The organism is Paenibacillus sp. JT31N17 (assembly GCF_056269255.1).
Map to the genome: position 1 here is coordinate 406,474 of NZ_JBWDNP010000001.1, position 19,136 is coordinate 425,609.

Annotated in this window: 17 protein-coding genes; 14 read left to right on the top strand and 3 right to left on the bottom strand. The window is 53.4% G+C overall.

Annotated features, from left to right (window positions below; genetic code table 11):
* Positions 1-196: 196 nt before the first annotated feature.
* Positions 197-1,054, bottom strand: coding sequence for a hypothetical protein (locus AC0YOB_RS01810; protein WP_475791286.1), 858 nt, complete (start codon positions 1,052-1,054; stop codon positions 197-199).
* Between the two features lie 214 nt (positions 1,055-1,268).
* Here AC0YOB_RS01810 and AC0YOB_RS01815 point away from each other — a divergent pair, with 214 nt between their 5' ends.
* The 6 genes from AC0YOB_RS01815 (at position 1,269) to AC0YOB_RS01840 (ending at position 7,874) form a co-directional block, all read left to right on the top strand.
* Entirely contained in the window at positions 1,269-2,420 is a 1,152-nt protein-coding gene (locus AC0YOB_RS01815; protein WP_475792282.1) for a type III polyketide synthase, read from the top strand.
* On the top strand, positions 2,413-3,156 hold the full coding sequence (locus AC0YOB_RS01820) for a methyltransferase domain-containing protein (protein WP_475791287.1): 744 nt from the start codon (positions 2,413-2,415) through the stop codon (positions 3,154-3,156). The genes AC0YOB_RS01815 and AC0YOB_RS01820 overlap by 8 nt, the downstream gene beginning before the upstream one ends.
* Complete coding sequence (locus AC0YOB_RS01825; protein ID WP_475791288.1) at positions 3,153-4,295, top strand: NAD(P)/FAD-dependent oxidoreductase; 1,143 nt, start codon at positions 3,153-3,155, stop codon at positions 4,293-4,295. Before AC0YOB_RS01820 ends, AC0YOB_RS01825 begins: the two co-directional genes overlap by 4 nt.
* Positions 4,296-4,320: 25 nt before the next feature.
* Positions 4,321-6,372, top strand: a complete 2,052-nt coding sequence (locus tag AC0YOB_RS01830; protein WP_475791289.1) for an MMPL family transporter — start codon at positions 4,321-4,323, stop codon at positions 6,370-6,372.
* 182 nt (positions 6,373-6,554) lie between these two features.
* A complete protein-coding gene (locus AC0YOB_RS01835; protein ID WP_475791290.1) occupies positions 6,555-7,484 on the top strand; it encodes a DnaJ C-terminal domain-containing protein in 930 nt (309 codons plus the stop codon).
* Positions 7,485-7,664: 180 nt separating this feature from the next.
* Positions 7,665-7,874: a cysteine-rich CWC family protein gene (locus AC0YOB_RS01840; protein WP_475791291.1), complete on the top strand. Its 210-nt coding sequence runs from the start codon at positions 7,665-7,667 to the stop codon at positions 7,872-7,874.
* A 187-nt stretch (positions 7,875-8,061) separates the two neighbouring features.
* On the opposite strand, the gene AC0YOB_RS01845 is transcribed toward AC0YOB_RS01840, so the two are convergent.
* Positions 8,062-8,694 carry a GntR family transcriptional regulator gene (locus AC0YOB_RS01845; protein WP_475791292.1) on the bottom strand — a complete coding sequence of 211 codons (633 nt, stop codon included), beginning with the start codon at positions 8,692-8,694 and terminating at the stop codon, positions 8,062-8,064.
* Between the two features lies 1 nt (position 8,695).
* Complete coding sequence (locus tag AC0YOB_RS01850) at positions 8,696-9,511, bottom strand: sugar phosphate isomerase/epimerase family protein (RefSeq protein WP_475791293.1); 816 nt, start codon at positions 9,509-9,511, stop codon at positions 8,696-8,698.
* 469 nt (positions 9,512-9,980) lie between these two features.
* Between AC0YOB_RS01850 and AC0YOB_RS01855 the strand changes: the two genes are divergently transcribed.
* The 8 genes from AC0YOB_RS01855 to AC0YOB_RS01890 all read left to right on the top strand — a co-directional run bounded on the left by AC0YOB_RS01855 (position 9,981) and on the right by AC0YOB_RS01890 (position 19,103).
* Positions 9,981-11,615: an extracellular solute-binding protein gene (locus AC0YOB_RS01855; RefSeq protein WP_475791294.1), complete on the top strand. Its 1,635-nt coding sequence runs from the start codon at positions 9,981-9,983 to the stop codon at positions 11,613-11,615.
* Positions 11,616-11,805: 190 nt separating this feature from the next.
* Positions 11,806-12,666, top strand: coding sequence for an ABC transporter permease (locus tag AC0YOB_RS01860; protein WP_379113148.1), 861 nt, complete (start codon positions 11,806-11,808; stop codon positions 12,664-12,666).
* Between the two features lie 12 nt (positions 12,667-12,678).
* Complete coding sequence (locus AC0YOB_RS01865; protein WP_475791295.1) at positions 12,679-13,563, top strand: carbohydrate ABC transporter permease; 885 nt, start codon at positions 12,679-12,681, stop codon at positions 13,561-13,563.
* 40 nt (positions 13,564-13,603) lie between these two features.
* Positions 13,604-14,938 (top strand): glycoside hydrolase family 140 protein, encoded by a 1,335-nt coding sequence (locus AC0YOB_RS01870; RefSeq protein WP_475791296.1) that lies wholly within the window; start codon positions 13,604-13,606, stop codon positions 14,936-14,938.
* A gap of 116 nt (positions 14,939-15,054) precedes the next feature.
* Positions 15,055-15,909: a phosphogluconate dehydrogenase C-terminal domain-containing protein gene (locus AC0YOB_RS01875; RefSeq protein WP_475791297.1), complete on the top strand. Its 855-nt coding sequence runs from the start codon at positions 15,055-15,057 to the stop codon at positions 15,907-15,909.
* A 26-nt stretch (positions 15,910-15,935) separates the two neighbouring features.
* On the top strand, positions 15,936-16,982 hold the full coding sequence (locus AC0YOB_RS01880; protein WP_475791298.1) for a Gfo/Idh/MocA family protein: 1,047 nt from the start codon (positions 15,936-15,938) through the stop codon (positions 16,980-16,982).
* Between the two features lie 256 nt (positions 16,983-17,238).
* Positions 17,239-18,435: a hypothetical protein gene (locus AC0YOB_RS01885; protein WP_475791299.1), complete on the top strand. Its 1,197-nt coding sequence runs from the start codon at positions 17,239-17,241 to the stop codon at positions 18,433-18,435.
* Between the two features lie 245 nt (positions 18,436-18,680).
* Positions 18,681-19,103 carry a VOC family protein gene (locus tag AC0YOB_RS01890; RefSeq protein WP_210039339.1) on the top strand — a complete coding sequence of 141 codons (423 nt, stop codon included), beginning with the start codon at positions 18,681-18,683 and terminating at the stop codon, positions 19,101-19,103.
* Positions 19,104-19,136 lie beyond the last annotated feature (33 nt).

A 19,136-nucleotide genomic window follows, 5' to 3' on the forward strand; every position in this document is an offset into this window, starting at 1 on the left:
AGCTGGGCAGCAGCGATGTTTGCACTCCCCGTTACAGGGTGCTCAATAACGTAAGCCCACTGAATATGCCAAATCATGTCGCAAAATAAGCATGGCGGGCTGCCTTCGGGCAGTCCGCTATGCTTATTTGCTATTTTTTTGAGGTTGAAGCAGCAGCGGCAGCAGCGGCAGCCATTTAATCGGAGAGTCATACCCCTTACATTTTCCAAATCGGGGGTCCCTTCATCAAGTAATTGCAGATCGCCTGAGTGATGGCGAGCAAGCCGAAATTGATCAGCAGGAAGTACCACTCATCCCACCAGACGAGGCTCCGCTGGATTCCCGCTGCCTTCAGAACCATTTCCACACCCATGATGCACAGCAGGGCGAACAGGTATTTCACCCACGTATGCTTCCAGTACCGGGTTACAATCATCACCGTGAAAAGACTGATACTAATACAATAGACCGTTCCGAAGGCTGATATATCATGGGACGGATTCTGGAACCAGCCAGGCTCATAAACCCGGTTCGAGAAGGCCATAATGGGAACAATATTCAAAGTATCGCAAATCGCCAACGCAATCAGGAAAAGCAAAAGTCCGAGAACAAATCCGCTCAGAGGGCGGAACATGCTATGATACAACCATTTGGCAAAGGGGAAATAAACCAGAAGACCAATAGCCGTATAGCCCAGCCGCCACCAGTTATCAGCGTAGATATGAAGCTCCCGGAACAACCACTCGATTCCGACAAACATCCCGGTAAACACCAGTATCCAGATCCAGCCCAGCTGAAAAGACGCCAGGAATACGGCAATGATCGGCAGGGACAGGGCGTTTGAGGCTTTAGCGCCTAAATTGCTGTCGAAATAAGCGTTATCTTTTATGAATTTCGGATAATACTGATAGCTTCCCAGAAATGTATAGATAATGGTCTCAATCATATATCCAAAGCCGATCATGGCTATGAACAGCAGCATGCCGCGCACTTCTCTTTTTTTGATGAAGATATAGAGGAGAAGAGCCGCGCTCAGAATGGCCAAGCCCAGGTACCAATAAGAATTTGCGCTCATAAACATCGATCTCCATAATCTTGTTTTACTTACCAGTATCGTACTTCTTCCTGTTTTTATACCTTTATCCATACCTGGAGCAAGCCGCCCTGCCTGTGATGACTGTCATATATGCGGGAAAAATGAATAGGAATAGATAGAGTTAGCGGCATGTCCAGCCCCTCTTAAAACACGGGGAAGGCATGCAAACAAGCAGGAGGGACTGATACTGGTGATGGAGCAGACAACTACGGTTATTGCGATATTGGGGATCGGTACGGCCGTCCCGGACTATAAAATGGATCAAAATGACGTTTCGCAGCGGCTGTCCGATGCGCTCCGGGATCATTCCGATTCCAGACGCTGGGCCAAACGGATTTTTAAGCAGTGCGCTGTAGAAACACGCTATACTTGCGAGCCGAATTTGCTGCAGGATGCAGATAGCTGCCGTTATTTTCCGCATAATTCCACTGTTGAAGCGCCATCTACCGCCCAGCGGATGCAAATATACAAGCGGGAGTCCGTTCCTCTAGGGATGAAAGCCGCAAGGGCTGCCCTTCAGGACGGCGGTATTGCGCCTTCTGAGATAACCCACCTGATTACAGTCAGCTGCACGGGACAGTTTCTTCCGGGTATGGACGCGGCGATAACCAAGCAGTTGGGACTCAGCTCTACTGTCAACCGGATTCCGCTCAATTTTCTGGGCTGCGCAGCCGGATTGAAAGCCATCTGTCTCGCGAGGCAGCTTGCTGCTGGAGATCCAGCGGCACACATATTAATCGTCAGTGTCGAGCTATGTACGCTGCATATCCAGCCCTCCAGCAAGAGGGAAGCGCTTTACGCTGCTTCATTCTTCGGCGATGGAGCGTCCGCATGTATTGTCGGTCCGGCTCGTGCCGCCCACAAGGGTTTGTTCCAGCTGGGAGAGGAGCTTTCCGCCTTGCTGCCGGACTCGTCCGAGGAGATGGTCTGGGAGGTTGGCGTTCACGGCTTCGATCTGTATTTGTCCACGGCTATCCCCAGATTGATCGGACAAGTTATTCCAGCGGAAGTGAAGCGCCTGCTGCCGGATGACGTTATGCCTGAATTATGGGCGATCCATCCCGGAGGCCGGGGAATTGTCGATGCCCTGCAGGAGGCGTTCGAGCTTACAGACGAGCAGACGGCGCCGAGTCGGACCGTGCTTCGCGATTACGGGAACGTATCCTCAGCCACATTGTTGTTCGTGCTGGACGAGATGAGGCGGACGCTGGAAGCAGCCGGTTCAAGCCGGGTAAGCGGGCTTGCGCTGGCATTCGGACCAGGGCTTACGGTGGAAATAATCAAATTCACCTACCTGCCGGCCACCATTATTGAACAGCAGCCTGTTGCGAGTTCAAGTGTTTAAAAGATTGAGGCAGCGCGCCGCCGAGCCGGAACTGATGGATGACTTCGCAAGAGGCGGGCCGGAGCTGCGCGAGGCGCTGCGGCATTTGCGCCGCTTGAACCGGATCTTCGCGGCTGCGGCGCCTACACTCCTCGGAGTCAGACGATTATGGGTGGAAGCGGGAAGGCCGGCCTCCTTGTCCATTTTGGATGCGGGCTCCGGCTCGGGAGATGTGAACGCCCGTCTTCTGAAATGGGCGGACAGGAACAAGATTGCCATGACCGTCACTTTGGTTGATCTTACGGAGGAAGCCTGTGTGGAAGCCAGAATACTCTTCCGGAACGAACCGCGGGTCAAGGTGATCCGGAAGGATTTGTTTGCCCTGCAGGAAGGCATTGCGGATGTGGTTACGGGAACGCAGTTTGTTCACCATTTTCCGGAGGACGAGCTCCCCGGGGTGGTGGAAAGGCTGCTTGACGTATCGCGGCTCGGAGTTGTGATCAATGACATTCACCGCCACTTTATACCTTGGTCGGCGGTATGGCTTACGGCGCGGCTGATTTCCAAAAACCCGTATATCAGGCATGATGGACCATTATCGGTGGCAAAAGGCTTTCGCTCATCCGATTGGAGGAAGCTTCAACTCGCACTTGAAAATCCCCAGATGACTTATTCATGGCGGCCTTTGTTCCGATATGCCGTTGTCATTCAAAAGACAAACGCTAACCGATCCTTCCATAGGAGTTGGAAAGAATGATGTATGACGCCATTGTGCTGGGGGCGGGAATTGCCGGAAGCAGCATGGCCCTGTCGCTGGCCAGGCAGGGCTGGAACACGCTGCTGGTTGACCGGCATTCGTTTCCCCGCCATAAAGTGTGCGGCGAATTTCTCTCTCCGGAATCCCAGAGCATGCTGAAGGCGCTGGGCCTGCAGGAAGCGCTGGATCAGATCGGTCCCGTCCTGATCAGCCGGACGCGTCTGATCTTCAATCGCGGGAAGCAGCTGGAAATTCCGCTGCCCGGAACGGCGCTTGGAATAAGCCGCTATCGGCTGGACTCCGAGCTTCACCGCGGGGCGCTGCGGGCCGGTGTCCAGGTGCAGACGGACACAACCGTGACGTCCGTCTATACAAGCGGACCGGGATACCTCGTTGAGGCCAGGCAGGGCAAGCGAAGGATAACCTATCAGGCGCGGATTGTCATTGCCGCATGGGGCGCTAATCCGCGCTCGGGTCTTCCCGGCAGCGGTCAGCCCGAGCGTTCCATAAAGGACAGGTATATAGGGGTGAAGTCCCATTTTTCGGGAATCGGGAAGGAGCCGGTTGTCGAGCTGTATTTTTTCCCTGGCGGGTATCTGGGAATTTCGCCGGTCGAGGACGGCTATGTCAATGCAGCCGCTCTTCTGCGGCAAGGAACATTCGGGCATACAGAAGACAAATCCGTTCTCGGAATGATCCATGCCGCAGCCGGCAGAAATTTACGGCTGTCCGGGCGTCTGGCCCATGCTGTTCCGGCTGCGGGCACGCAAGCGGCTGTCGCGCCGGTCAATCTGAAGCGGGAGCTGCTGGCCTGGAATGCTGTTCCCCAGGTGGGCGACGCAACGGTCATGATTCCGCCATTATGCGGCGACGGCATGTCAATGGCTTTGCGGTCGGCAGAGCTGTGCGCGCCGCTTGCTGGCGGCTATCTGCGCGGGAAAATTTCTCTCCAGGAGTGGGAGCATCTCTACACACAATCGGTTCTTCGCGAGTTCCGGCGTCCTCTGCGATGGGGAAGACGGCTTCAATGGATGTTCGGCGTCCCTGTGCTGCCCCGGTTGGTATTGGGCGCAGCGCAATTTACGCCCCGGCTGGCATTCGGCATGGTTCAGGCAACGAGATTGAGCGATCATTCTTAGAAATACATCCGTTAGGAGCATGGTTATGGGCTTCCATCTGCTTGCGGTGATGTCGCTTCGCCATCCGAAAATAATCCTTCTCCTCTGGGCGTTCTTCCTGGCCTTTTTTGGGTTCTTTGCTTCCCGGCTGCCTGGTGTTCTGCAGGATCACGGCCTATCTCCGGCAGGAGCCAGTGAACAGGTCAAGCGGATTCTCGCAGCTGACTTTCATATCCCCGAGGAGCCTGTTATTCTCGTATTCGAGAAGAGAGCATCGGTATCTCCGGAAGTATTCAGACGCTTCATTGAGCGGACGATGCGGCAGCTTCAAGCTGCAGAAGGAGTGGGTCAAGCATGGTCCCCGCTTGACGGGGCCGGAAGAATGAGGGGGAATTATGCCTACGCGGTTCTATCTTCCGATATCGGGATCGGCGATCGGGCCTCCGTTCTGGAGGATTTGCGCAGCAGGCTGCCGGTTGACCGGGATATGGCCGTTGGCATAACCGGGAAAGCGGCGGTGCAGGCCGATGTCAACCAGGCAAGCGAGCATGATATGAGACAGGCGGAGACAATCGGAATCCCTGCCGCCTTTATCATTTTATTGCTCGCATTCGGTGGTATCGCAGCGGCCGTCATCCCTGTGATGGTTGGATTAACGGTGGTTGCAGGCTCTATGGGGATCATGTACATGGCCGGAACCCAGATCGGACTGTCGAACTTTGTCCTGAATGTAATCCCGATGGTGGGACTTGCCCTTAGTATCGATTTTGCCTTGATGCTGGTCAGCCGTTTCCGGGAAGAGCTGACGAGCGGCGCGGTAGTGGAACAAGCGATGATCACAACGATGAAAAGCGCAGGGAGAGCAATCTTGTATTCCGCTCTAAGCGTGTTTTTTGGACTGCTCGGGATATTATTTATCCCGCTGCCTATTTTTACGACTGTCGCTATCGGGGCCATGACGGTGCTTGTTGTGTCGGCGCTGGCCGCACTAACGCTGGTTCCGGCACTGCTGGCCATGCTGTGGCCTGCGATTCAGGTGAAGCGGAGCTCTGCACCGACAATCCGCAGGACCCCTATCTGGCTTGCATGGTCTTCCTTTATCATGAACAGACCACGCCGGTCTGCTCTGCTGGCGTTCTTCCTTCTGGGCGTCTGTATTCTGCCTGCTGCAGGTATGAAGCTCGCGGTCCCGGATGCCGGTTCCCTGCCGCCTGACTATAAGTCCCGCCTGGCCTTCGATGTTTATCAAGCCGAGTTTATTTCCCCTTCCGTTTCAACTGTCTATATCGTGGACGGGGAGGAGCGGCAGGAGCAGAACAAACGGAATCCGATCGATGCCGGCCCGCTTACCCTCGCACTGAAAACCGATCCCCGTGTGCTGCGGGTGGATGAGCTCCAGGGGGGATATCCGTCGCTTCAAGTGATGCTCGCCGGAGAGCCTTCTTCACGTGAAGTGATGTCCTGGCTCAGGGAGTGGGAGCAGCGGGGGGCTGCATCAGCAAGCCCCTTCCTGTTGGGAGGAGAAGCGAAGTATCAGCAGGAGGTATACGATGCGGTCTTTGACCATATCCATCAGGTTCTGGCATTTATCTTTGTTTCCAATTTTGCCGTGCTGTTCCTCGCATTCCGCTCCGTTCTGATTCCCCTCAAGACGATTCTGATGAATTTTATGAGCATTGGCGCTTCATTCGGCATTCTCGTCTGGGTCTTCCAGGGAGGATTCTTCGGTATTGCTCCGGGCAGCATTGCGATCATGATTCCTGTTTTTATATTCGGACTGGCTTTTGGCATCAGCATGGATTATGGCGTATTTCTGGTATCGCGGATTTATGAGATCCATCGGCAAACAGGCGATAATGAGTACTCGGTAAGATGGGGACTTGTCTCAACAGGCAGAATTATTACTTCGGCTGCCGCAATTATGGTTGCAGTCACTGCTCCATTTGCTTTCGGAGAGGTTGCCGGTGTGCGGCAGCTGGGTGTTGGCATTGCAGCGGCTGTTCTTGTCGACGCGACGGTAATTCGCCTGATACTGGTGCCCTCCCTTATGAATTGGCTTGGCAAATGGAACTGGTGGGCGCCCCGTTGGCTGAAATAATGGCATTGCCGTGCCCTTGTCCAGAGGCGCTGTTTTGATTGATTTAGCCTAAAGATGTATAATAAAGACAATCACGAAGTACATGGATAACGCACAGGCAGCGGGTGGGATGACCGTTATGCCGTGTGCTTTTTATTAAAGATGGTTTGACCTTAACTGACCAAGTGTAGGGGGTGGAGCCGATGGCACAGGCAAAGGATTATTATGCTATTCTTGGCGTTGACCGCAAGGCAAGCAAGGAAGATATCAAAAAAGCCTATAAGAAAATGGCTAAAGCCAATCACCCGGATGTGAACAAAAAGCCTGAAGCGGAGCAGCGCTTCAAAGAAGGACAGGAAGCGTATGAAGTGCTTTCCGACGATGAATCGAGGGAAAGCTACGACCGCTACGGGCAGCATTGGCGCGAACGGACTCATGCCGGAGGTTACGGGCAAAGCGGCGGCTTCAACGGGCAGGGGGCGGGAGGAAGCTTCCGCACAGCCAACTCCCAGGCGGGACAAGCGGACTTTGATGATCTGTACCGGCAGTTTTTTGGCGGAGCGCAGGGCGGGCGCGGTTTTTTCAATGAGGATGGCTGGGATACCCGCGATGATCCGGCGGATCAGGATGCCGCTTTATCCGTAACGCTGGATGAAATCGTCCGGGGAGGCAAGGTCCGCGTTCAAGTGGGGGAGAAGGAATTGAACATCACGCTCCCGGAATCTGTAGCCAGCGGCCAGCGTATCCGCTTGAAGGGAATGGGCGGCGTCACCGCAAAAGGCATCAAAGGAGACTTGTATGTAACCTTGCAGATCAAACCGGATCCGCAGTATGCGGTCGATGGTTACGATCTTGCCGCGAAGCTGCTGGTAGCTCCCTGGCACGCGGCGCTTGGCACGGAGGCGAAGATTCGCCTGCCCGGCGGGAGCATGCTGAGTGTGAAGGTGCCGCCGGGTATCGGCGCAGGCCAGAAGCTGCGGTTATCAGGCAAAGGGATGCGCAAGCCTGATGGAACTGCCGGGGACCTCTACATTACAGTCGAGGTAACCGTGCCCAGCGCAGGCTCGGAGAAGGTGAAGGAGCTGTACAGCAAGCTGGCCAAGGAGCAAAGCTTCGATCCGCGGCTTGCCTGATTGAGTGAAGCGGGAGCGGCCTCTAATGGAGCGCATGATGCGATTTAGGGCAGCTTCATTTCGCGGTAGTCTCATTCGGGCTTACAACCAACAGCTCATATTGACAGATCCAGTTATTGGAGAAAGGACGGGGAAGCCCGTAGGTGTCCGTTCAGGGACTCGACAAGGGCCGAATAAGCCATGATACAAGAGGATGTTAAACGGTGCCCCATCTGCGGCGGAGACAACAAATGCGGAAATCCGGCGGGAGATCCGCAGGGCTCGTGCTGGTGCTACGGGGCTGTATTTCCTGAAGAGTTATTGGAACGCGTACCGGCAAGCCAGGTGGGAAAATCCTGTATTTGCAGCACTTGTCTCGATAAGCATCTGAAAGAAGCAGAGCAGGCGTGACACAACATAAGGGATAAGGTACTGTCATTCACGATGACGAGAACCTTATCCCTTTTCTGTGATTGAGAGCTTAGGCCAGAACTGATTTTATTTCCGGCGTGCATCTTTAAGAGCGGCAGAATGGCGGCCGGTTCAAATCTGACCCAGCGGCGATCGGGGAAGCAGCTGCGGTACGGGGGCGACAGTTTTAGAAAACGAGAATTCTCGCGCCAAACTCCAGATGCTCGATCATTTTAGCCCGTGCTTCTTCCGGCTTATTAACCAATATGAACTCGAAGATGTCGCAGTGGTCTTCATAGGAGCGTTGAATCCTGGCGTTATCCTTCTTCAGCACGCCCAAAGCGACGAGGAAGAGCTTGTCCTGGAGCTGCTCCATCGTCTGGACAATTTCCTGATTGTCGTAAAGAATCGCGAGCTGGCTGTGGAACAGCGTGTCCGCCTTGGTGAAGGCAGCGTAATCGAGATTCTGCTTATGCTCGTTTTGCTCCGCCAGATTGTTCCTGAACCAGGCGATCTCCGATTCCTCCCAGATGCGCGAAGCCAATTTATAAACAATATGACCTTCAATGGCGATCCGGAAATCAAAAAAATCAACGACTCTCCGGAAGGAATGCTCAGGCAGGCTGAGTCCCTTGTTCGGCGAGTAGAGCACCACGCCTTCGGCAGCCAGACGTTCCAGCGCCGCCCTGATCGGGGTGCGGCTCATCTGGAGCAGCTCGACCAGATACTTCTCCGTCAGATGTCCGCTCGTGTGAATATCTCCGCTCATGATCAGCTCACGAAGCTGGGCATAAGCTTTTTCCTTCAGTGTAACGGCCATGTCAGTCCTCCCTTCCTTCCAGCTCCAGTGAATTCAAATATGCGATGCTTTCGGCCAGCCAGCGGTTCTCCAGGGCAATTGTATCCTCAACGGAACCTTGATAAGGCGTCCAAAGCTCCAATATGGCCGTCGGAATCCTGCCGCGGCGCATGATTTCCTTCCACAGTCCGGGAATATCCAGGCGTCCGGCCCCTGCCGGCGTACCGAGGATGACGAAACCCATTTGGTGATCGACGCGTGTGATTTCGAAGTCCTTAATATGCAGGTTCACGATGAAGGGGGCCAGCCCTTGAATAACCATTTCCGGGCCTTCAAGCGCGCCGAAGGAATTGACGGTATCGAGACAGCAGCCGGCATAGGCGCTGCCGAGTCCCTGCAGCAGACCGGCAAGCTGTGCTGTTGTATGAAGCCCGTGATTCTCGATGGCAAGAGTCACCCCGGCCGCTTCGAACGCAGGAAGTACGCTTTCAATTTCCTGCCCGGCCTCGTCGATGCCCGGTCTTGTAATCAGCGTGCGCACAAGGACAGCATCCAGCTGCTGCGCTATGGACAAGTACCGGAGAAGATGGGCAGGCTCCGTGCCGCGCGTTCCAATTTCAATCCGCACGCCGCAGCTTTCAGCCGCTTTCCGGATCTTTGCAAGCTCCGCGGCGCCGCAATCTTGAAGCGGCAGATTATCCGCAATCTGCACCAGCCCCAGACCGTGCGAGGCGGCAAGCTCGATCAGGCCAATTGCGCCAAGAGGACGGACCGGTGCGGAATATCCGGGTACGCCGATGGACCAAGTAAGCGTATAAGTACTGAGACCAAATTTCATAAATGGCTCCTCCATTATTGAATACAATTCTAGATTAACAGCCGGAAAGAGCGGATGTCAATAAAATAAATATTTATTGTATACAATTTGAATACAATGTTGTATTGTGTATTCGTAAACGATTTTTGGTTGAGGCATATCAATGGGGCGAGTCAATCACTGGTGGACGGCTGCATCCGGCTCCAGCCAGCCAGCGGTGAGCACTGCAGGCGGCATTGCCGCCGGTCGGGGATAGGCTGCCGGTCAAAGATGATCATTACAGGTACAGGAAAAGGGGGATTGCCAAACGCATATCCGGGCAGGCCACTGCTTCCAAATGGACGGGATGCCCGAATCAATATGTATGGGGTTAATCACAACGAGATGTATTTGATTTGAGTTGTAAGCGCTTCATAAAAATCTGCCTGAGAAGAATCATGCGCAAGGCTGGCGTTATCAATACAAAATTAGATCTGGGAGGTTTGCGCTAGTGATAAAAAAATGGTCTCTATTGTGTCTAGCCATGCTTATGATCGCCGCAATCGTTGGTTGTTCCAATTCGAATGGTAACAATGCAGGGGGTAACGAAGGAGCAGCAGAGGGCAGCAATGCAGCCGACCCTTCAGGCAATGAACCAATCACTTATACGTTCGGCAGAAATTTGAATGAAAATGATGAGAATATCGCCAAATTGAAAGAGCAGACCGGAGAAACGCTTACCGACAACCGCTGGACCCGCATGTTCAAGGAGAAAGTGGGGGTAACGGTTGAATACAAAATGTTGGCCCCTGATACTACGTCGTACGATCAGAAGCTCAAGCTGTCCATGGCTTCCGGGGATCTGCCTGATATATTCCAGGTTGACCAGCCAGCCGATATGAAGCAGCTGATGGATGCCGGAGCCGTTGAGGAAATGGGCCCACTTTACGACCAGTACGCCTCGCCGCTGCTCAAGAGCATCATCGAAAGTGAAACGGACCGGATCTTCGAGCCCGTCACGAGCGACAGCAAAAGATACGGCATTCCGCTGAAGATGCCTTCAACCAATGGCTATAATCATCTCTGGATCCGCGAGGACTGGCTGACGAAGCTTGGCCTTTCCCGTCCCAAAACAATGGATGACGTCCTTGCAATTGCAAGGGCATTCGCAAAGAACGACCCTGACGGCAACGGCCAGGACGACACCTTCGGTCTGGAAATCGACAATGATTTCCGGTACAACATGCAGGGGCTGTTCTGGGCTTATAACGCTTATCCACTCAATTGGATCGAGAAGAACGGCAAGGTGGACCGCGGTGTCGTACAGCCGGAAATGAAGGAGCCGCTTGCCCTTCTCCAGACGATGTTCAAGGAAGGTCTGCTCGACAAGGAATTCGGGTCGAAGGACAATCCCAAAGCAATGGAATCCGTAGCAGCAGGCAAGACAGGCATGTTTTACGGGCCGCATTGGATGGCGTTTACAGCGGAGAAGACACTTGCGAATGATCCGGCGGCCAAGTGGATCGTTGTTCCGCTGCCGACCAAGACCGGCGATAAACCGACCATTCCATTGAAGATTGCAGCCGACGGCTGGTTGGTCGTGAAGAAAGGAACGCAGCATCCGGAGAACCTGATCAAAATGATGAATGTTTACGTTGAAGCCTTGTTTGGTGAAAATGCCGAATTCAACAAATACTTCGGCGAGAATGGCGTGGACGGGATTTGGTGGATGTCGCCGGTATACACGCTGGATCCGATGATTGACCTTAAGGGACATCAGGATATCAAGCAGGCGCTCAAGGATGGTACTACGGACAGCCTGAAGGGATCCGGGCAAGGCTTCTACAAATCCATGGAGGACGGCAATTGGTCCATCTCGATGATGTTCGGCCCCACGGATACGCCGTTTGCGTTCATTGACGAAACGTATCCGGATCAGGTTATGTGGGATGCGTACTTGGGTGCTCCGACGCCGACCGAGGTTACCCGGGGAAGCTCGATGGATGAGCTGATCGTCACGACGCTCACCGGCATCATTCTGGGCAAGACCGATGCGGACAGCGGATTTGACAATATGGTCAAGGAATGGAACAGTCTCGGCGGCGAGCAGGTCGTACAGGAGGTAAACGCCGCACTGGGTAAGTAAAGACAGCAAATTTACGATGGATCCTACGCAGGTGCCTGGATGGCATTGCAAGGGCACCTGCAGCTGTTATCTATACTATAAGCTGGAATGAGGGAGCTGCATGCAAACTGAAATAACGGCCCCGAAGAAGCTGAGAACCGGCGCAGGCGGGGGTAAATACAGGAAGAAAAGAGAGCTGCCGCTCCATCTGATGCTGCTTCCGGGACTGGTTCTTGTTATCATTTTCTCATACATCCCTATGATCGGCGTTACGATTGCGTTTCAGAACTTTATACCGCTCAAGGGTCTTTTCGGTAACCAGGACTGGGTTGGATTTGGCAACTTCAAGTATGTTTTTTCGATGCCAAACATTTGGCAGGTGATTTGGAACACATTGTTCATTGCCATTATGAAGATCGTTATGGGACTGATCGTACCGATCACATTCGCCTTGTTATTGAATGAAATCCGCAATGTGCTGTTCAAGCGTGTCATGCAAACCGTTATTTATTTTCCTTATTTTCTTTCGTGGATTATATTGGGCGGTATTCTGGTCGATATCTTATCCCCATCCGGAGGCATCGTGAACAGCTTCCTGGGTATTTTCGGAATCAAGCCGATTTATTTCCTCGGCGAGAACAGTTGGTTTCCGTATACGATGGTCGCTTCCGACGTGTGGAAGACATTTGGCTTCAACACCGTCATTTATCTGGCGGCGATTACGAGCATTGATCCTTCCCTCTACGAGGCGGCTGCCGTGGACGGTGCGGGCAGATGGAAACAGACCTGGCATGTTACGCTGCCGGGCATGCATATGATCATCGTACTTTTGATGGTGCTCAGTCTCGGAAGTGTACTGGATGCCGGTTTCGATCAGATCTTCAATCTGTACAGTCCGCAGGTCTATGAATCTGGCGATATCGTCGACACGATGGTGTACCGCATGGGACTTCTGCAAGCTCAATTCGGTCCATCGACTGCCGTCGGATTATTGAAATCTTTCGTGTCCTTTATCCTGATTTCGATATCCTACCTGACCGCATACCGCTTGTTCAACTACCGACTTTTCTAAGGAGGGAAGACTATGCCCGCAAGACAAACGACAGGGCAAAAAATATTCAACCTATTCAACATTATCTTCCTATCTCTGGTCTGTGTTCTTTGCTTCATTCCGTTCATCCATATTCTCGCGATTTCCTTAAGCGACAACTCCGCCGTAACGGGAAATCTGGTACGCTTCTGGCCCGTTCGCTTCACGTGGGAGCCCTATTCATACGTTCTCAACCGGGAGGCATTCTGGCGGGCCTTCGGCATTACGCTGGAGCGGGCGGCAATCGGTACCACCTTGAACGTCGTGCTGGTTATTCTGCTGGCCTATCCGCTGTCCAAAAGCAAGGAAAAATTCCGTATGAGAGCGGTGTATGTGTGGGTGTTCTTCTTCACCATGCTTTTCAACGGCGGTCTGATTCCGACCTATATTCTGGTCAAGGAACTTGGTATTATGAATACGATCTGGGCGCTTGTGCTTCCTGGCGCCGTGACGGTGTTCAATGTTATTCTCATGTTGAACTTCTTCCGCCAGGTTCCGGAAGAGATGGAGGATGCGGCCAATATTGACGGTGCGAGCCACTGGAGGACGCTCTGGCAGATTTACGTACCTGTCTCCACGCCGGCAATCGCCACGATTACGCTGTTCTGTCTGGTCGCACACTGGAACTCCTGGTTCGACGGATTGATTTATATGCAAAATGCGAAGAACTACCCGCTGCAGAGCTATTTGCAGACGATTGTTGTGAAATTCAACTTTGCCACCATGTCGGCCACTGAAGCTGAGAGATTAGCCAAACTGAACGACCGCTCCGTTAAGGGCGCGCAGATGATTGTTGCCGCTATTCCGATCCTGCTGGCCTACCCGTTCCTGCAAAAATATTTCGTCAGCGGGATCCGGCTCGGCAGCGTGAAAGGTTAATTGCAAACATAAATCCCAATAAGAGAGGTTGATAGTAAACATGACGACAAGCAGCAAATTTCAGAAGTTGAAAGTCAGCGACAACCGGCGTTATCTGGCACAGGAGGACGGCACTCCGTTCTTCTGGCTGGGGGATACAGCATGGGAGCTATTTCACAGGTTGAATAAGGATGAGGCACTGGAATATTTGCAAAACCGGGCGGAAGCAGGCTTTACCGTTATTCAGGCTGTGGCCCTGTCAGAGTTCGAGGGTCTCACCGTTGAGAACGCATACGGCAGATTGCCCCTCCTTCAGAACGGCCAAGGGAAATACGATCCGCTTCTGCCTGATCTGCCGCAAGACGGAGCATACGGCTATTGGGAGCATATGGATTTCATCATTAATGCGGCAGCGGAGCTGGGACTCTATATCGGGCTTCTGCCCACCTGGGGGGACAAGTACAACCGCATGTGGGGCAAAGGTCCGGAAATCTTTACGAAGAGCAATGCCAAGGCATACGGGGAGTGGATCGCCAGCAGATACAAGGCAAACGGCAATATTATCTGGATTCTTGGCGGGGACAGGCCGCTAGTGACCAGCAAGCATTTCGATGTTATCCAGGCCATGGCGGAAGGGATTAAACAGGCGGATGGCGGAGAGCACCTGATCACGTTTCATCCCATGGGCGGAAAATCCTCATCGCAGCAGCTTCATGACGAGAGCTGGCTTGATTTCAATATGATTCAATCCGGTCACGGTGCGCTTAACACCGCCAATAACGAGCATGTTAGCCACGATTATGGATTGGCTCCTGTCAAACCGACCCTGGATGCCGAGCCATGCTATGAGGATCACCCGATCAATTTCAAGGCGGTGAACGGCTACTTCGATGCGGCGGATGTCAGACAAGCGGCATACTGGGCTTTATTCGCAGGCGCATTCGGACATACGTACGGACATCACAGCGTCTGGTCGATGACCACGGAGCAAAGCGATTATTTTATTATGCACTGGAGGCAGGCCATCGTCCGTCCGGGTGCCATGCAGATGCGTCATGCCCGCAGGCTGATCGAATCCAGACCGTTCTTTGACCGTATTCCGGATCAAAGCCTGGTTATCGGCAATGATAGCGGCGCCAATCATATCCAGGCAAGCCGCGGCTCCGACTATGCCTTCATCTACAGCCCGAACGGACTCCCTTTCCAGGTCAGGATGGGAATTATTGCCGGAGAGAGTATCCGTGCGAGCTGGTATGATCCACGGATCGGCGAGACGCAGCCGGCAGGCCTGTACAAGAACGAAGCGGAGGTCAAATTTTTCCCGCCATCAAGCGGAAGAAACGACGACTGGGTTCTCATCCTGGACGATGATTCCAAGGGCTATGCGGCACCTTAAGCTCAGGAGTTGAAGGACAGGGACATTCGTCATAGCCATATTCAGGATGCCACCGGCGCGATTTTCCCGGTTTGCTAATCCGGCATACTCAAATTCATCTATAATCAGGAGGATTTATGCGTACACAAACGATCGCGCTAATCGGCGCCGGCGGCAAGATGGGATGCAGAATTGCCGATAATTTGAAAAAAGGAACATTAGATGTTCATTATGTGGAAATCAACGAGCAAGGTGTCGAACGGCTCTCCGAACGGGGACTTGCGACAACTCCCCAGCAGGAAGCGCTGATTGATGCAGATATCATTATTCTGGCCGTGCCGGATGCCGCTATCGGCGACGTGTCGGCCTCCGTCGTGCCGGCTATGAAGAAAGGCGCTATCTTAATGATGCTCGATCCGGCGGCAGCTTATCTAGGCAAGCTTCCAGAGCGGGGGGATATCACCTATTTTGTCACGCACCCCTGCCACCCGCCTGTATTCAACGATGAAGTAACGCCCGAGGCAAAACGGGATTTCTTCGGCGGCGTCGCTGCGAAGCAGGCTATCGTATGCGCTCTGATGCAGGGACCCGAGGAGCATTATCAAATTGGCGAAGAGTTGGCCAGGGAGATGTACGCCCCTGTCATGAGGTCGCACCGGATAACACTGGAGCAGATGGCCATGCTTGAGCCGGCAATGGCGGAAACGATCGGTTCGATGGTGGTGACGATTCTGGGCGAGGCCATGGAGGAAGCGGTGAAGAACGGGGTCCCCTACGAGGCGGCGAAGGATTTCATGCTGGGGCATATCAACATCCAGCTTGGCATCGTATTCGAGAAAGTAAATCCGTTCTCCGACGCTTGTCTGATCGCAATCGATTACGGGCGCAAAGCCATGATCAAGGAAGGCTGGCAGGACCTCTACAAGCCCGATAAGCTCTATGAGCAGGTCGACATGATGCTTCATCCGAACAAAGCGGAAGGGCTGAAATAATGGCGGCGGAACAGGAGGCGCATGGCATGTATAAGGTTGGACTGGTCGGCACCGGCTTCTGGTCCGGGAAGCATCTGAAGGCATGGAGCCGGATTCCCGGCGTTCAGATTCATGCCCTGTGCAACAGAAGCACGGAGAAGCTGGTGAAAAAGGCCGACGAATACGGGGTTCCCCATGAACGTCTCTACAGCTCGCTTGAAGAGATGCTGGCGAATGCGGATATTGATATTGTCGATCTCGTCACCCCTCCGAAGACGCATCTTGCCATGGTTAGAACGGCAGCCGCGGCGGGCAAGGCTGTCATGTGCCAGAAGCCCTTCGCACCGAGCTATGAGGAAGCGGAGGCGATAGTTGAGGCCGCCCGGGATGCTGGCGTACGCTTGATGGTGACCGAGAACTGGCGCTGGCTGCAGCCCATCCAGACTATCAAGGAGGTGCTGGATTCCGGCGCTCTTGGCGATATTCGTGTCGCCCGGTTCATTCATTCGGATTTCTTCACTGAACGAATGGTGCCGGGGGCCAGCCTCCCGCAGCCTTTCCTGGCGGAAATGCCCAGGCTGATGTTCTATGAAATGGGCCCGCATTGGTTTGATACGTGGCGTTTTCTCTTTGGGGAACCAAAAAGGCTTTATGCAGAAGCCAGGTCGTTCAGCAGCCATGTAAAAGGGGAGGACTCCGGCGTCGTCACGCTGGGATACGATGACTTTTACGGAATGATGGACCTATGCTGGGTATCGCGCCGGGAATTGACGGGACCCATCATTGAAGATCAGGTCGATGCCCGTTTCGTCGAGCATTTCGTTGTCGATGGAAGCAAAGCGACGCTTAAGATGTATGGAGATCAAGGGAAAATCGTTATCATCGATAATAACGGCTATGAAACGGTAGTGGCGGAACAGACGGAGCTTGATCACGAGGAAAGCCACTTCCGGCTGCAGACGCATTTTATCGACTGTCTCACATCGGGCAGGCCATTCCAGACCTCGGGAGAAGACAACCTCCGAACGCTTCGGCTGGTATTCGATACGTACCGCAGCATTGAAAGCCATCAAGCGGTTCAGATTGAACCCTAGATCAGCGCAAGCGCGCCATTCCATTCATTGCAGAACGAATTCTTTGAACTTGAAACAGGCCGCTGCGGCAGCAGCATATCGGGAAAGCCCATATATTCGGGTTTTCTTTTTTTTTTGACTATTTTGTCTGACTGGGTGATTTATACTATAGTTATGCTATAACTTTCACTTGATCGTTGAGGTGGGCAAACTGTCTGGTTTTTTTGAAAATACAACGGAAATGGAAGCCGGGATTATTGGGCGGGATGTGATCAGCTTGTACCTGACAGCCGCCGACGGCCCCCATGAAGAGGCTGGACGCGTTACGGACGAGCTGGTGGCAGCTCTGCAGGCCGTTATCTACTCCCTCGACGAGCGCTGGAAGAGGGGTTCAAGAAAGCCGCCGGCTTCCATTGTCGCAGATAATATCTTCAAAATAAGGGAGCGCGGCGATCATGCCGTCCGGCTTGCCTCCCAGGGTACTGCGGATCTGTTCGGAGTGACCTCAGCAACGCGCGCGGCAGGGAGTATGGTCAGGCTGCTTGGCGATACCGGAGACCTGAAGGCGCTTCAGGAGCGGCTTGGAAAGCTGTCCCTCATGGCTGCCGCTGCATATGAGCACTTTTTGCGCGTTTTGCTGGACCAGTCTGCTTCCATAAGCATCGAATGGGCTGCGCCGGGCGGTGAGCGGAATTCTGTGGATCTGAGCATGTGCCAGCTTCAAGCAGGCTGCGGGTTGATCAATGAAACAACCGAATCGGCGGATAGGTTTCGCGTGAAGGGGAGCTTGATCTTGTTGAATCCCGCCAGACGAATATTCCGGATGGAATCCGAAGATGGCCGCTTATATAAAGGGAAGCTGTCAGACGAGCTCAGGCAACAGTACAGTTTCAAAGAGGTCAATGTCCCCGCGCTGCCTGTCAGGGCGGAGGCGCTTATTGAGAGACAAACGGTCGTGAAACCAAGGCTCGATGTGAAAACGGTGACGGATATCCTTGTCGAGATTGACATGCATCCGGGTCTGGATGTCGGGGAAACCTTATATTCTCTGAAAGAGCTGTACGGAGGACTGGCTGTTTCCGCTGGCCGTGAAACGGAGTATATGGCACGTCCCGGCATATCAATGGAAGATTACAGCGGACTTGCAGAATTGCTGGACCAGCTGATGGACAGCAGCCCGTTGAAGGGAGCGCGCGGCGCGATGGACGCTGCTGACGTATCAGCCGTATACGAGCTGGTGGCCCAGGGAAGGCCGATCGGCAGGCTCGCCCAGTTCGACACGCATTCGCTTCCTGCCGATGATGACTATGACCGGAGTCCGGCAGAAAGGGCGGCCAGTCAGAAAGCCGCCGCGGAGCTAATGAGGCTGACCGCAGCCGCGTATTCCGATATCGGCCAGCTGCAGAAGAGGCTGTCCAGGATGATCCGGGCGCTGGAAGAGGCAGATGCCCCGCAGGAACCGGATAACGCCTGAAGTCCCCGCAATTGGCGGATTATTTCAATGGCCGAGCTGTCTGTTCAGAACCGGAAAATAGCAATCCATAAGAAATCATCTCATATTCTCTATGCTATACTCAGATCGAATATAGAGCTAAACAGTTCAGGCACTGGTAAGCTGCTTGTAAGGGAGGGCGCCAAATCAGCAAGGGTGTTCAAAGTCCGGGAGCTTAAGATCAAGGGAAAGAATGGCAAGCAACTAAACCATAGAGGTGATCGGTTATGGCAGTGACGGCAGATAAAATTTTTGTGAATTTACCGGTTAAGGATTTGAACAAAAGCGTCGATTTTTTCAGTACCATCGGTTTTGAATTCAACCCGCAGTTTACCGATGAGAATGCAACATGCATGATTGTCAGCGAAAATATATTTGTTATGCTGCTGGTTGAAAGCTTCTATAAAACCTTCACCACCAAGGAAATTGCCGATACAGCAAAAAGCACGGAAGTCATTGTGGCATTGTCGGCGGCCAGCAAGGATAAGGTCGATGAAATCGTAAACCGCGCTCTGGCAGCAGGCGGAACGCCTTCCAATGACCCGGTGGATCTTGGATTTATGTACCAATGGAGCTTCCAGGATCTTGACGGTCATCTCTGGGAGTTCGTGCACATGGATGAAAATGCAGTCAACCCGGAACAAGGCTAAGGCTTGAAAACGGGTATCCTCATAGCTGGCAGG